The following is a 13,662-nucleotide window of genomic DNA, read 5'->3' as shown; positions in this document are numbered from 1 at the left end:
TCAGCCTACGGGGTGGGGGGTTGACCACTCACCCTATAGTGGCTAGAGGCCATAGCCACTTGTATCGAGAAGCAGGCCTCAGCTCGGTAGCGGGGTGCCCGCCTACTCGCCTGGGGCTCGCCTTGGGTGAGGAGGACTGATGCCGCAGATCGAGGAGGCTCAGCCGAAGTATCTCCAGATCGCGCACTACATCCGTGATCAGATTCTTCGGGGTGACCTGCGACCGGGGGACGAAGTGCCGTCCGAACGGCAGTTGGCAGCGGACTGGAAGGTGTCGCGGCCCACGGCCGCGCGGTCGTTGGAGGCGCTGAGCCATCAAGGGCTCGTCGAGAAGCGTCAGGGGTCGGGCACGTATGTGCGGAGCCTTGAAGTCAACCGGCGGGCTCGTGAGCTGTACGGGCGCGCTCGGCAGACCGGGAAGATCTACACGCCCGGGGAGTACGCCGTAATCACCTCTGCCGGTTGGCTGGAAGCGCCGGACCATGTGGCTGAAGCGCTGGGCCTGGTCAAGGATCGCCGTGCGGTGCACCGCCGGCGGGTGACCAACAACCAGGACGGGCCGATCACGCTGTCCACCTCGTGGTTCGCTCCGGATGTCGGTCAGCGCGCGCCGAAGCTGCTGGAGCCGGAGCGGATCCAAGAGGGCACGCTGCTGTACGTCGAGAACATGACCGGTCGGCAGGGAAGTTACGCGGAAGATCGCATGTGCGCGCGGGAGGCGACGGAGGAGGAGGCCGAGGACCTTCAACTTGCCGCCGGCTCAGCTGTGCTGATCGTGCACCACGTCGTCTTCGACCTCCAGGACCGGCCGTTGGAGTTCGCTGAGGCCACCTACCCGCCGCATCGCTGGGCGTTCGAGCAGGGCTACCCCCTCACCTGAGGGGGCCAGTTGGGGCGAATCGCTTGCGTGGGCCAAGTGGCTAATGCCACTATCCAGAAAGTGGCTAAGGCCACTTCACTGGGAGGAGGCGCGGTGTGACGAGTCAGCGGCCGGATCAGGGCACGCACTTACCTTGCCGGGGTTGCCGGGGGCGCGGTTGGAAGCGCGTCGGCTCGCGTACGACCCTGGCGCTTGCCACCGCTGCCGACCGCGCCCGCGCCACATCGAAGCGGCGCTGCCTCGACTGCGACGGCAGCGGCAGGAAGTGAGCACCCATGGCCTACATGATCGACCGCTACCCGTCTGAGGAGTCACCGCGTCTCGGTGCGATGACCTTGCACCCTGTCGCTGAGTCTGTGCCGCGGGCTCGGCGCTGGTTCCGCAAGTTCATCGCCCCGTACAACCCAGCCTGCTCCGTCGACGACTGCGTGCTGATGATCTCGGAGCTGGTCACCAACGCCATCGCATACGGCCGGTCGGACGAACCCTGGCTCGTACGGGTTGAGTGGTTCCGTGAGGGGACCTCGCTCCGAGTCGACGTGCACAACCCCGGCTTTCCGGCGAACGTGCGGCTGAGGCATCCCGACGCCAACGACTCCCACGGGCGTGGACTTCTCCTGGTCGATTCGCTGGCCGAGTCGTGGCACGCCGCACCGAGCCGCTTCGGCGGAACCGTCGTCTCCTTCCTGGTAGCCGATGCATGGCCCGGAAGGTAAGAGTTCGCTCCGCTTCTACTTTGACAATCGAAGATTCGCTAGTCTGGTTGACCAGTTGACTTGGCCAATCTCGACAGGCGGCGTTCATGGCGTATGAAGTGGAGCCACCGAAGTACGTGCGCCTCGCACAGACGATCCAGCGTCGCATCGAGGACGGCACGTACCCGCCTGGCACTCGGGTACCCAGCGAGAATCAGTTGGTGCAGTCCTTCGGGATGTCCCGCCCCACCGTCGTGCGGGCGCTGGAACTGCTGAAGCGTGATGGCTGGCTGGAGTCCCGACAGGGGTTCGGCACGATCGTGCGAGGCCGCCCGGCTGTCGTTGAGCAGAAGGACCGCCGGGGGACTGAGACGCTCACGCGCGATGAGTCGCGAGCGGCGGGCCGGTTGGTCGAAGTCGGCTACGTCCCTGTTCCGGCGCGGGTCGCATCCGTCCTCGGGCTGCCCAAGCGGGCCAAGGTTCTCATGCGCCGGTTCCTGGCGGAGGAGGATGGCGAACCGGTGGAGCTGGTGTCGTCCTACTTCCCCGCCGGCCTGGTCGAAGGTACGGAACTGGAGAGCGCCGACGCGCTGGCAGGTGGCACCCGCGCACACCTGGAGACGCGTAAGAAGGTCCGCTTCGACCATGTGACGGAACGGGTTTCGGCACGTCTGCCGGAGCCCTCCGAAGCGGAGCTTCTGGATCTCCCTGAGGGCGTTCCGGTCCTCAGTGTCCTGGTCGTCGCGTGTGACGCTTCCGGGCAGGCACTGCAAGTCTCCGACGTGCTGCTTCCCGCCGACCGGCAGGAACTGGAAGACACCTACCGTCTGAACTGAGCCCGATGGGTGGCCCGTTCGCTGCCGCTTCTCAATTCGCACTTGACAAGTCAACTTGGCATCCCTAGCTTCGAACTTGCTAAGTCAACTTGTCAGGTGGCGAGTTGATCGACTCAAGAGGAGAAATCTGTGCGTGTGATCCGTATTGATGCCTCGGCCGCCACGATCCTGCTCACCGAAGCGCCGGCGCCGAAGGTGCGCGACCGGCAGACCGGTGAGATCGCCAAGGACGCCGTGAGCGGTGAGGCACTGATGACGGTCGGCGTCGTCTACATCGACGAAGGTGAGTCGTCGCTGATTCAGGTCACCGTCCCCGAGAGCGGTGTGACGGAGGGCCTGACCGTCGGGGCCCCGGTCTCGCTGCCGGGGCTCATCGCCCGGCCATGGGAGAGCGTCTTCAACGGGCAGCAGCGGCACGGCATCGCCTACCGGGCGACCGCCGTTGCTCCAGGCGCCTTCCCGATGGAGCAGGCGGGCTGATCGTCGTGACCGACCTGGTGACGTGGGCCGAGCTGGGCGGGTCGCTCGCTGCGATAGGCGGCGCGGCCTACGCCCGGCATGCCCATCCGGCGGCGTACTGGTCCACGGTCGGGCTGCCCGTATCAGTGGCCCGGCTGCTGGCCTCCTACACCTCCACCATGGACGCATGTGGCCTGACGGTCGAGCCGCCCCGGTGGCGAGTCCTGGCCGTCAAGGCCACGACTCGCCGTGAGGTCCGGCCCGTGCCTCCCCGCCGGGGCGCGATCCGGCCCACCTCGACCGGTCTGCGGCTCCGGCTGCGGCTGGCTCCGGGCCAGGAACCGGCGGACGTGGCGGCCTCGGCCGAACGACTCCGGCATGCGTGGGGCGTTCACGCCGTGTACGTGCGGGATGTCAAGCCCGGTGTCGTGGAACTGCGGCTCGTCGGCTTCGACGTCCTGCGCAAGGTACGGATGCCCCGCCGGACCGACGCCGGTCCGCTCCGCGTGCCGGTGGCTTTGCGGGAGGACGCGACCGCCTTCGTGCGGGACTACCGGGCCGTACCTCACGAACTCGTGCTCGGGGCCACGCTGTCCGGCAAGTCGATGTTCCTGCGGAACCTGCTTGTCGGGCTGGCCGCTCAGCCGGTGGTCCTGGTCGGGATCGACTGCAAGCGAGGGGTGGAGCTGGCGCCGTTCGCTCCCCGGCTCTCGGCGCTGGCGACCGACCCGGAGCAGGCTGCCGAGCTGCTGCCCGTGCTCGTCAAGGAAATGGAGGACCGATACGACCTAATCAAAGCGCGGCAGGGCATAGCACCTGGCACCCCGGATGAGCTGATCACCTCGGACGTCTGGGGCCTGCCGGAGGACGAACGCCCGGCTCCCATCGTGCTGTTCGTCGACGAGGTGGCAGAACTCTTTCTCGTCGCCACGAGGAAGGAGGAGGAGCGGCGGGACGAGATGGTCACCCAGCTCATCCGACTCGCCCAGCTCGGCCGGGCGGCCGGCATCTACCTGGAGGTCTGCGGGCAGCGCTTCGGGGCCGAATTGGGCAAGGGAGCGACCATGCTCCGGGCACAGCTCACCGGCCGGGTCTGCCATCGGGTGAACGACGAAGCGTCCGCGAAGATGGCGCTCGGTGACATCGCCCCTGAGGCTGTTCTGGCCTCTTGCGCCATAGCGGCTGAGTTGCCCGGCCTCGCCGTCGTCGGCGACACGTCCGGCGGCTGGTCCCGCATCCGCACCCCTCACCTGTCCCTCGCCGACGCTGCGGCCACCTGCCGCGAGACGGCGCACCTCGTCCCGGATGTTCCGGCGCTCGCGCCGTTCCGGCCTCATGTTCCACCCGTGCCGGTGAAGGAGTCCGGGCCCCTGGCCACTCCTCAGCCGATCACCGAGTAACCGACTCGCTCCCACGGTCGGCGCGGCCGTCCCGCGCCAAGTCCCTACCCCACCCATGCCGGAACTGGAAGGAGTGGCCGTGCGTGCCCTGCCCGTCCGTGTGGACGCCGTGCTCGTGCAAGCGGTGATCGCCGCCGCGCTGTCCTTCGCTCACCTGCATGACCTGGCGCTCGCTGCCGGACAGGACGGCTGGAAGGCGTGGGCCTATCCGGTCTCCGTCGACCTGCTGTTGGTCGCGGCCTGGCGGCGCCTGCGTTCCGGTGAGGCGAAAGCGGCCGGGTGGTGCTGGTTCTTCGTCGCGCTGACGGCGTCCCTAGGCGCCAACGTCGCCACCGCTGGGCTGCTCGACTTGGAGGACGTACCGGCCTGGCTCCGCATCCTCGTCGCCGGCTGGCCTGCGGTTGCCTTCCTCGGCGGCACGCTGCTCGCTCACGGAGCAGCGCATCCCAGCACGGACCCGGCTACGGCACCGGAACCACCTTCGACGGCACAGGCGCCGGAACCGACCGCCGCAGACAGTGAGCCGCCTACTGCTGCGCCCGGACTGCCGGCCGCCGCACTGGAGTCGGCGCCGCCGCCTGCAGCCCCGGTACCGCCCGCGCTCGTCACTCTCGCCCGGAAGGTCGCCGACGAACACCGCGCCCGGACCGGGACCGACATCGACACCTCGACCCTTCGCGCCCGGCTTGGTGTGCCCATGCCGCTCGCCGAAGCCATCACCACCCAACTCACCTGACCCGGAGGACTTCCCCCCTTGCGCCCGTCCACGCTCCGCGCGCTGAAGCGCGCCGCCGAGCTGACCCGACAGAACCGCCTCATCGAAGCCGTGCTGATCGCCGAACCGGTGATCCTCGCCGCCGACAGCTACGAGGGCGACGAGATCTTGCGCTGGCTGGCCGACCACGTCACCGACTTCACCGGCGAGACCGACAAGGAGAGGCGCTGATGACCGCCAACCGCCGTTTCCGCCGCGTCGTCCGCATCGGCCCCGTCCAGGTCGCCACCTACAACGACGGCCGGGGCCGCGAGAAGCACACCGCCGCCTGCACGGCTCCGCGCTGCGGCTTCTCCACCGACTACGACAGCCGCGCCGCCGCCGAGCTGGCCGCACGCACCCACCGCTGCCGCGTCCGCTGAGGAGCTCCCGTGACCGTCTCGCTGCCACTCGTCTTCGTCCTGGGCGTCATCGCCTGGGCCGCGATCAAGTTCCTCGGCATCCGCCTCTGGGTCGCCGTCGTGATCGCACTGTTCGGCTTCTGGCTCTCGCACACCATCCTCGCCCCGGCCATCGAGTCCGGCACCCGCACCGGGGTCGACGTCGTCAACGGCACCCACGAATGACACCCCGACCGACAAGGAGTCCCGCGATGTTCCGCCCCAAACTGCCCGACACCCCGCACGTCCCGAGCATCACCACCCACATCCCGCAGGATCACGCCCCGGTTCCTTCCGCCGGCCGCTCGGTCGCCCCGTTCGTCGGGGTCGGCGCCGGTGCGGTCGCCGCCGTGGTCGTCGTCGGCGTCGTCCTCACCGCGCTCCTGGCGGCGGTCGCCGTCTCGGCCGTCTCCGTGGCCATCGCCGCCGTGGTCCTGCGCTCCCTCATCACCGGCGCCAACAGGCGCTGACCGGCCGCCGGGGCGGCAAACGCCGCCAAGCATCCCGCCGCCCCGGGGCCGTACCTCCCAACCGCCGAAACAGCCGAAAGGAAGACCCATCATCACCCGGCAGACTCCGCCCCCACTGGCGGAACTCTCCATGCTGGCCTCCCTCGGCACCATGCCCGAGCTGGCCCGCCAACTCTCCGGCCTGGGCGGCTGCACCAACCCCGTGCGCCTCGACGGCCACCGCACCGAGTACGCGGTCGACCGGACCACCGGAGAGATCGGGCGCGTCCTCCACCACCTCGACTCGTCCTCCCTGCCCGCCGGAAGTCTCCTCGTTCGCTGCAACAACCGCCGTGCCACCCGCTGCGCGGCCTGCGCGGAGGTCTACCGCCGAGACACCTTCCACCTGATCACCGCCGGACTCCGCGGCGGCAAGGGCACCGCCGCACAGGTCGGCACGCACCCGCGCGTCTTCGCCACCCTCACCGCACCGAGCTTCGGCCCGGTCCACAACCGCCCCTCCAGCGGCCGACCCTGCCGCTGCGGTGCTCGGCACGACGACACAGACCCGGCCCTCGGCACGCCCCTCGACCCGGACACGTACGACTACGAAGCGGCCGTGCTCTGGAACGCCCACGCTGGGGCCCTCTGGCGGCGCTTCTCGATCTACCTGCGCCGTGAGATCGCCAAGCGCGCCGGACTCACCCAACGCGCGTTTCGGCATCACGCACGCGTCTCCTTCGCCAAGGTCGCCGAGTACCAGAAGCGGGGCGCCGTCCACTTCCACGCGGTCATCCGCCTCGACGGTCCGGAGGGCGGCGACACGGCCCCTCCGGCCTGGGCCTCCGCCGAGCTGTTGACCGATGCCATCCATGCCGCCGCCACCGCCACACGCGTCAACGGACCTGACATCGACGGCCGCGCCCACACCTTCACCTTCGGCCGCCAACTCGACGTGCGCACCATCCGCTCCGCCGACTTCGACAGCGGTCAGGAGCTGACCGATCGGGCTGTAGCGGCGTACATCGCCAAGTACGCCACCAAGGGCGCCGAGACAGCTACCGGCACCCTGGACCGGCCGATCCGCTTCCTCGCCGAACTGGCACAGGCCCGGATCACCGACCACGCCCGCCGCATGATCCGAACCGCCTGGACCCTCGGCGCCCGCAAGGACCTCGAACACCTCCGCTTACGCGCCTGGGCCCACATGCTCGGATTCCGCGGCCACTTTTCCACCAAGTCCCGCCGCTACTCCACCACCCTCGGCGCCCTCCGCGACGCCCGCGCCGAATGGCGCCGTGCGCAAGCCGCCACGGCCGCTCCCCAGGACGGCGAAACCACTCTCGTCCTCGCCCACTGGGTCTTTGCCGGAACCGGCCTCAGCACCGGTGAGCAATGGCTGGCCGCATCCCTCGAACCCGCCCTCGGAACGGAAGGAGAACCGACATGGACGCCCGTCACGACGAGCTGATGACCGTTCGCCAAGTCCTGGATGAGCTGGGCGGGGTCTCCCGTCGGACGTTCTACCGCTGGCGAGAGCTGGGGTACGGGCCGGCCGCATTCAAGCTGCCCAACGGAGAGCTGCGGGTTTGGCGGAGTGACTTCAACACATGGCTGCGACAGCTGGAGGAGGCGGCGTGAAGTCTCTCGATGTGAAGGTCTGGGGAGTCCGTAAGCGGGACACCAAGACACCTTCGTACGGTGTCCGCTGGTCCGTCGCGGGCAATGTGTTCTCCGAGTCTTTCCGCACCAAGGCCCTCGCAGACCACTACCGCACGAAGCTCATGCGTGCGATGCGCGAGGGCGAGGAGTTCGACACGGAGTCGGGACTTCCGGCCTCGATGGAAGAGAAGAAGTCGGCCGTGTCGTGGTACGCCTTCGCTCTTAGGTACCTCGCCATGAAATGGCCTCATGCCGCCCCCAATACACGGGACGGCATCAACGAAGCCCTCACCAGCGTGACGCTGGAACTCCTCGACGAGCGCGCCGGACGACCATCCGACGAGAACATCCGCAGAGCACTGCGCAACTGGGCTTTCGTGCTGCCAGGGCCCGATGATCGGGAAGTCCCGGACGACGTGCGGAACGTTCTCCACTGGGTGTCCAAGGCATCCCGGCCGCTCGCCGATCTTGCTGAAGCGGCCACGGCTCGCACGGTCCTCGACTCGCTGAAGCTCAAGCTTGACGGCACGGCGGCAGCGGCGGAGACCGTGCGGCGCAAGCGTCGGACACTCGTCAACGCCGCGAACTACGCCGTCGACCTGGGGGAGCTGCGTGAGAACCCCATCACGGCTGTCCGCTGGCAGAAGCCGAAGGTGTCCAACCAGGTCGACCCGCGGGTTGTCGCCAATCCTGAGCAGGCACGGAACCTCCTGGCGGCGGTTTCCTACGTGGGTGGGTACCGGCGTGCCCGGGGTCGCCGCCTCGTGGGTCTGTTCGCCGCCATGTACTTCGGTGGCTTACGGCCGGCGGAAGCGGTCGGCCTCGTCGAGACGGACCTGAAGCTTCCCGAGCAGGGCTGGGGTTCGGCGCTGCTCCACCGGACCAGGCCGTCCGTCGGCAAGCAGTGGACCGACTCGGGGGAGACCCATGACGACCGCGGGCTGAAGAACCGGCCGACCGAGGACGTGAGGCGGGTGCCCATCCCGCCTCACCTCGTCGCCGTGCTCCGTGATCACCTGGCCACCTTCGGCACGGCGGACGACGGACGGCTCTTCTTCAGTGAGAAGGGCTCGGTCGTCCCGTCGTCGACCTACTACCGCGTGTGGCAGGAAGCTCGGCTTCTCGCGCTTTCGCCCGCCGTCGCGGCCTCGCCACTCGCGAGTCGACCGTACGACCTCCGGCACTCGGCGCTGTCGACGTGGCTCAACGCCGGTGTCGACCCCACCGAGGTGGCCGAGCGCGCCGGCAACAGCGTGGAGGTCCTGCTGACTCGCTACGCCAAGTGCCTCGACGGGCGGCAGGACGTCGCCAACCGGCGTATCGAGGACCTACTTCGCGAATACGAGTGAAGCGCGCTGCACTCCACCGAGGCCCCGGGCACTTTGTCCGGGGCCACTCTCGTCTTGAGCCCTACCCGCTGCAACGCTTCGACGGGAGATCAGACGAGGGGGGCTCGTGGAGCTGAAGGTCACGCGCTGGAAGCGGTACGGACATGATCGCCTGTACGCGAACCTGCCGGAGGGCACTGCTGTCGGCTGGGCGGACGTGAGGACGGGGGACATCACGGTCTTGGTCGCCGAGTATCGCGACGATGTGATCGCCGCGTTGACACACCACTTACGGGACAGTCCTGAACCGGTCTCGTCACAGGAGGCGCCTGGGGCTGAAGCCCGCCCGATGCTGCCGCCTCTGACGCCGGCGGACGACCTGTCCACCAACCGTCCCGGTGAATCCCTCCGTGATCTGCTCGCCGAGTCCGGCCCAGGCCTCATCGAGCGAGTCGTCTCATTGCTTCTGCGGCGCCCCACGGAGTGGGACTCGTGGCGTAAGGGCCTGGCGGGGGAGACGAGAGTGGGAGCAGAGCTGCACCGCTTGGCGCGGCGTGGGTGGCGGGTCCTGCATTCCATCCCGCTGGCCAACAATGTGGATGTCGATCATTTGCTGATCGGGCCTGGCGGAGTGTTCAGCATCAATACGAAGCACCACCACAACAAGGTTGTATGGGTCGGCGACGATTCTGTGAAAGTCGATCACGGCAAGCCGGCGCCCTACGCACGTAAGAGCCGAGCGGAGGCCAAGCGAGTCGTTCGAGTACTTGAGCGCTACTGCGACTTCCCCGTGCCGGTTGAGCCAGTGCTTGTCTTTGTCGGCGTCACCGACCTCAAGGTGGTTGCCACGCAACTCGACGTCCGGGTGTACCAGGAGCGCCAAGTCTCGGCTCTGGCCCCGCTCTCAGGCATGCTGACCACCGAGCAGGTAGAGCAGGTGTACAGCGTCGCTCGACATCGCCAGGCCTGGAGCAAGGCGTGAGTCCGTGCCCCGCAGCGTGGTGCCGGGCGTTCCCCTCGCTACTGCGGGCCCTCGTCCTTTTGCGGACGTTACCTGCGGCGATGCCTCAAGATCCCGTCCACGCCTCGTCCACGGACCCCGGCATACGGCCGCTCCGGGCCGCATACGCCTGCACATACGCGAAGACCCCGGCCTCAGCGTTTCCGCTGGTGACGGGGTCTTTGGGCACCTCACACAAGGTGCCCCCGGCAGGATTCGAACCTGCGCACACGGCTCCGGAGGCCGTTGCTCTATCCCCTGAGCTACGGGGGCGGTGTCGCTTCTGTGTGGCGACGGGTAGAACCCTACCAGCTTCGGTGGGGTGCCCGTGAACAGGTATTTCCGGGCAGGGGAGGCGGCGGGATCCGGTGCGGTCGGCCGGGGCCGTCGGGGATCCCCCGCAGGGGGTGGAAGTGGGCAAAACCCGGACGCGGCGGCGGTTGCGGACCTACGCTCGAGTTGTGTCAGGCGTGTCCGGCCGGGTGCTGGTTGTCGACGACAACAAGGTGATTCGGCAGTTGATCAGGGTCAACCTGGAGCTCGAGGGCTTCGAGGTCGTGACCGCGGCCGATGGTGCCGAGTGCCTGGAGGTCGTCAATCGGGTGAGTCCCGACGTGGTGACGCTCGACGTGGTGATGCCCCGGCTCGACGGGCTGCGGACCGCCGAGCGCCTGAGGTCGGATCCGCGGACCCGCGCGCTGCCCGTGGCGATCGTGAGCGCGTGCACCCAGCACGAGCTGGACAGCGGGCTCGCCGCCGGCGTCGACGCGTTTCTCGCGAAGCCCTTCGAGCCCGCCGAGTTGGTCAGGTTGGTGCGGCAGTTGATGCTCAAGGTGGTGCAGGGGGAGGGGGACGGCGAGGTCCCCTCCGACCGTGACGGGTGGCCGGGAACACAGGCCGGCCGGGTCGGTCGGTCCCGTGGCTGAGGCCGTCCCTGCCCCCTGGGGGATATGAGCGGGAAGGCCTCAGAGGGTAGCGGGGTGGTCGTGAAGACGCGTGACGGGCAGGGGTGCCGTCTGCATGGGGGGACGTCCTACAGGTGATCAAGGCCGAGCAAGGCCCCAGGCTGTGAGTGCGCACCCGCGAGCAAGGTCGTCCGTGCCAGCTCCACGTCGACTCGTGTCAGCCCGTGTCAGGACGACTCCCCGAGCCCCGGACCCGCACGCCCCGCCGGCCCCCTGTGACCCTGCCCCGTGACCGCATTGCGAAACCGGTTCGCGAAGGCACCCCCCTTCTCCCATACGCTTGACCCGTGACCCCCGCAGAGCTCTCCCTGACCGTGCTGGGCGCCGTGCGCCGTGCGGTCGACGAGGGTGTGCTGGACGTGGCGGTGCCCGGGCGGGTCGTGGTCGAGCGGTCCCGGCCCGGGGGATGCGGGGACTATGCGAGCGGCGTCGCCCTGAAGCTCGCGGGGCCCGCGCGGCGGGCGCCCCGGGATGTCGCCGTGGTGCTGCGGGACCGTATGGGGGAGGTCCCCGGCCTGGAGCGGGTGGAGATCACCGGGCCCGGGTTCCTGAACTTCACCTTCGCGGGCGATACGCACGAGGTCCTCGTACGGACGATCCTGACCCAGGGGCTCGCCTACGGGCATTCCGACGCCCTCGTCGGCCGGACGTTCCGCTTCACGGCCGGCCGTGATCCGCGCGCCGCGCTGATGACCGACACCGTCATCGGTCTGCTGCGCGCCCAAGGCGCCACCGCCGGGGTCGTCGGCGGCGGAGGAGGCGACGGGAAGGCGCTCCGCCCCGTCCCGGCCGACGTCGAGAGGCTCCCACCTGACCCGGCCGACGTCGAGACGCTCCGCCCCGTCCCGGCCCCGGACGACAGTGCTCGCATCCGGGAGGACGCCCGCCGCTGGGCCTTCCTCGCCACGGCCGCCCACGATCACGTCCGTGTCACCCCGGAGCTCCTCGCCCTGCGCGAGAGCAGTCCCCTCTTCCGGGTGCAGTACGCCCACGCCCGCACCCGTGCGCTCACGCGGAACGCCCATGACCTGGGGTTCTCCGGCGCCTGCGGTGAGACCGTCGACGAGCCCGGCCTGCTTGCCGCGCTCCGTGACCACCCCGCCGTACTCGAAGCCGCCGCACGGCACCGCGCGCCCGACCGGCTCGCGCGGCACCTCGAAGCGACGGCCGACGCGTTCCTCGGACGTGTCGCACACACCGTGCTGCCCCTCGGCGACGAGAAACCCTCGGCCGCCCACCGCGCCCGGCTCGCCCTCGCCGAAGCCGCCGGGACGGTGCTCGCCGGTGGCCTGTCCCTGCTCGGTATCAGCGCACCCGAACACCTGTGAGAGAGACGCACCATGAGCCGTTCCGCCCACCCCGCCGGGCCCCGCTACGCCGATGTCCTCCCCGAGGGGCACTACGTCGCCCCGCCCGCCGACCTCAACGCCCTTGACGAGAAGGTCTGGTCACGTACCGTCACCCGTGGCGAGAACGGCGTGGTCACCGTCGGCGGTGTCGAAGTGACCCGGCTCGCCCAGGAGTTCGGGACGCCCGCCTACTTCCTCGACGAGACGGACTTCCGGGCCCGGTGCCGTGCCTGGGCCGACGCCTTCGGTGCGGACGCCGACGTCTTCTACGCCGGAAAGGCCTTCCTCTCCAGGGCGGTTGTGCGCTGGCTCAAGGAAGAGGGACTCAACCTCGACGTGTGCTCCGGCGGCGAGCTGACCACCGCCCTCGACGCGGGGATGCCGGCCGACCGGATCGCCTTCCACGGCAACAACAAGTCCGTCCACGAGATCGAGCGGGCGATCCAGGCCGGTGTCGGACGCATCGTTCTGGACTCCTTCCAGGAGATCGTCCGCGTGGCGCACATCGCGGAGAGCCTCGGCGTGCGGCAGCGCGTCCTGATCCGGGTCACCGTGGGCGTCGAGGCCCACACCCACGAGTTCATCGCCACGGCCCACGAGGACCAGAAGTTCGGTCTGGCGCTCGCCGGGGGCCAGGCGGCCGAGGCGGTGCGGCGTGCGCTGCGGCTGGACGGGCTGGAGCTCGTCGGCATCCACAGCCACATCGGCTCGCAGATCTTCGACACCTCCGGCTTCGAGGTGGCCGCCCACCGTGTCGTCGGCCTCCTCAAGGCGATCCGTGACGAGCACGGCGTCGAGCTGCCCGAGATCGACCTCGGCGGCGGCCTCGGCATCGCGTACACCGCGGACGACGACCCGCGCGAACCGTATGAGATCGCGAAGGCACTCACCGACATCGTCACCCGTGAGTGCGAGACCGCGGGGCTCGCGACGCCCCGGATCTCCGTCGAGCCGGGCCGTGCCATCGTCGGTCCGACCGCCTTCACCCTCTACGAGGTGGGGACGATCAAGCCCCTCGACGGTCTGCGCACCTACGTGAGCGTGGACGGCGGAATGTCGGACAACATCCGTACGGCCCTGTACGACGCCGAGTACAGCGTCGCCCTGGTCTCGCGGACCTCCGGCGCGGCGCCGATGCTGTCGCGCGTCGTCGGCAAGCACTGCGAGAGCGGCGACATCGTGGTGAAGGACGCCTTCCTGCCCGCGGACCTCGCCCCGGGAGACCTCCTCGCCGTGCCCGCCACCGGGGCGTACTGCCGCTCCATGGCGAGCAATTACAACCATGCGCTGCGCCCACCGGTCGTCGCCGTCCGGGACGGTGAGGCGCGAGTGATCGTCCGGCGCGAGACGGAGGAGGATCTCCTGCGTCTCGATGTCGGCTGATGAAATAACCGTCTCACGTTCCGGACAGGGGATAGAAACTGCCGTCCGGTGCGTGAGACTGGACCACACCGTAGAAATACGCAGAAGTACGAGAAACGAGG

At 69.1% G+C, this 13,662-nt stretch carries 17 protein-coding genes and 1 tRNA gene; 17 read left to right on the top strand and 1 reads right to left on the bottom strand.

Annotated elements, in window-relative coordinates; translation table 11 throughout:
* Positions 1–139 precede the first annotated feature (139 nt).
* The 14 genes from ACZ4Z5_RS00865 (at position 140) to ACZ4Z5_RS00800 (ending at position 9,846) form a co-directional block, all read left to right on the top strand.
* Positions 140–880 carry a GntR family transcriptional regulator gene (locus ACZ4Z5_RS00865; RefSeq protein WP_114254373.1) on the top strand — a complete coding sequence of 247 codons (741 nt, stop codon included), beginning with the start codon at positions 140–142 and terminating at the stop codon, positions 878–880.
* Positions 881–1,155: 275 nt separating this feature from the next.
* Positions 1,156–1,596, top strand: coding sequence for an ATP-binding protein (locus tag ACZ4Z5_RS00860; RefSeq protein WP_142232383.1), 441 nt, complete (start codon positions 1,156–1,158; stop codon positions 1,594–1,596).
* Between the two features lie 86 nt (positions 1,597–1,682).
* Positions 1,683–2,411, top strand: coding sequence for a GntR family transcriptional regulator (locus tag ACZ4Z5_RS00855; protein WP_466745117.1), 729 nt, complete (start codon positions 1,683–1,685; stop codon positions 2,409–2,411).
* Positions 2,412–2,540: 129 nt separating this feature from the next.
* On the top strand, positions 2,541–2,891 hold the full coding sequence (locus ACZ4Z5_RS00850; RefSeq protein WP_142232385.1) for an SCO3933 family regulatory protein: 351 nt from the start codon (positions 2,541–2,543) through the stop codon (positions 2,889–2,891).
* A 5-nt stretch (positions 2,892–2,896) separates the two neighbouring features.
* Positions 2,897–4,270 (top strand): FtsK/SpoIIIE domain-containing protein, encoded by a 1,374-nt coding sequence (locus ACZ4Z5_RS00845; protein ID WP_468254618.1) that lies wholly within the window; start codon positions 2,897–2,899, stop codon positions 4,268–4,270.
* A gap of 79 nt (positions 4,271–4,349) precedes the next feature.
* A complete protein-coding gene (locus ACZ4Z5_RS00840) occupies positions 4,350–5,006 on the top strand; it encodes a DUF2637 domain-containing protein (RefSeq protein ID WP_468254615.1) in 657 nt (218 codons plus the stop codon).
* A gap of 18 nt (positions 5,007–5,024) precedes the next feature.
* Positions 5,025–5,216, top strand: coding sequence for an RING finger protein (locus tag ACZ4Z5_RS00835; RefSeq protein WP_468254613.1), 192 nt, complete (start codon positions 5,025–5,027; stop codon positions 5,214–5,216).
* Positions 5,216–5,407 (top strand): mobile element transfer protein, encoded by a 192-nt coding sequence (locus ACZ4Z5_RS00830; RefSeq protein WP_468254610.1) that lies wholly within the window; start codon positions 5,216–5,218, stop codon positions 5,405–5,407. The genes ACZ4Z5_RS00835 and ACZ4Z5_RS00830 overlap by 1 nt, the downstream gene beginning before the upstream one ends.
* Before the next feature lie 9 nt (positions 5,408–5,416).
* On the top strand, positions 5,417–5,611 hold the full coding sequence (locus ACZ4Z5_RS00825) for a hypothetical protein (RefSeq protein WP_037765200.1): 195 nt from the start codon (positions 5,417–5,419) through the stop codon (positions 5,609–5,611).
* 26 nt (positions 5,612–5,637) lie between these two features.
* Positions 5,638–5,895 carry a SpdD protein gene (locus tag ACZ4Z5_RS00820; RefSeq protein ID WP_466902300.1) on the top strand — a complete coding sequence of 86 codons (258 nt, stop codon included), beginning with the start codon at positions 5,638–5,640 and terminating at the stop codon, positions 5,893–5,895.
* A gap of 130 nt (positions 5,896–6,025) precedes the next feature.
* A complete protein-coding gene (locus ACZ4Z5_RS00815) occupies positions 6,026–7,345 on the top strand; it encodes a replication initiator (RefSeq protein ID WP_468254606.1) in 1,320 nt (439 codons plus the stop codon).
* Positions 7,321–7,515, top strand: coding sequence for a helix-turn-helix transcriptional regulator (locus tag ACZ4Z5_RS00810; protein ID WP_361118168.1), 195 nt, complete (start codon positions 7,321–7,323; stop codon positions 7,513–7,515). The genes ACZ4Z5_RS00815 and ACZ4Z5_RS00810 overlap by 25 nt, the downstream gene beginning before the upstream one ends.
* A complete protein-coding gene (locus ACZ4Z5_RS00805; RefSeq protein ID WP_468254603.1) occupies positions 7,512–8,885 on the top strand; it encodes a tyrosine-type recombinase/integrase in 1,374 nt (457 codons plus the stop codon). Before ACZ4Z5_RS00810 ends, ACZ4Z5_RS00805 begins: the two co-directional genes overlap by 4 nt.
* A gap of 106 nt (positions 8,886–8,991) precedes the next feature.
* Positions 8,992–9,846, top strand: a complete 855-nt coding sequence (locus ACZ4Z5_RS00800) for a nuclease-related domain-containing protein (RefSeq protein ID WP_468254599.1) — start codon at positions 8,992–8,994, stop codon at positions 9,844–9,846.
* Between the two features lie 219 nt (positions 9,847–10,065).
* Here ACZ4Z5_RS00800 and ACZ4Z5_RS00795 read toward each other — a convergent pair.
* Positions 10,066–10,137: transfer RNA gene (locus ACZ4Z5_RS00795), tRNA-Arg, on the bottom strand.
* Positions 10,138–10,277: 140 nt separating this feature from the next.
* Here ACZ4Z5_RS00795 and ACZ4Z5_RS00790 point away from each other — a divergent pair.
* The 3 genes from ACZ4Z5_RS00790 to lysA all read left to right on the top strand — a co-directional run bounded on the left by ACZ4Z5_RS00790 (position 10,278) and on the right by lysA (position 13,561).
* Positions 10,278–10,790, top strand: coding sequence for a response regulator (locus ACZ4Z5_RS00790; protein WP_468254596.1), 513 nt, complete (start codon positions 10,278–10,280; stop codon positions 10,788–10,790).
* A 326-nt stretch (positions 10,791–11,116) separates the two neighbouring features.
* Positions 11,117–12,157 carry an ArgS-related anticodon-binding protein NrtL gene (nrtL, locus tag ACZ4Z5_RS00785; RefSeq protein WP_468254593.1) on the top strand — a complete coding sequence of 347 codons (1,041 nt, stop codon included), beginning with the start codon at positions 11,117–11,119 and terminating at the stop codon, positions 12,155–12,157.
* Between the two features lie 12 nt (positions 12,158–12,169).
* Positions 12,170–13,561: a diaminopimelate decarboxylase gene (lysA, locus tag ACZ4Z5_RS00780; protein ID WP_468254589.1), complete on the top strand. Its 1,392-nt coding sequence runs from the start codon at positions 12,170–12,172 to the stop codon at positions 13,559–13,561.
* Positions 13,562–13,662: the final 101 nt, after the last annotated feature.

This window comes from Streptomyces sp. NPDC030222 (assembly GCF_055573115.1).
Note: the sequence above shows the minus strand (reverse complement) of the source record. Positions and strands in the feature narration are given on the sequence as shown.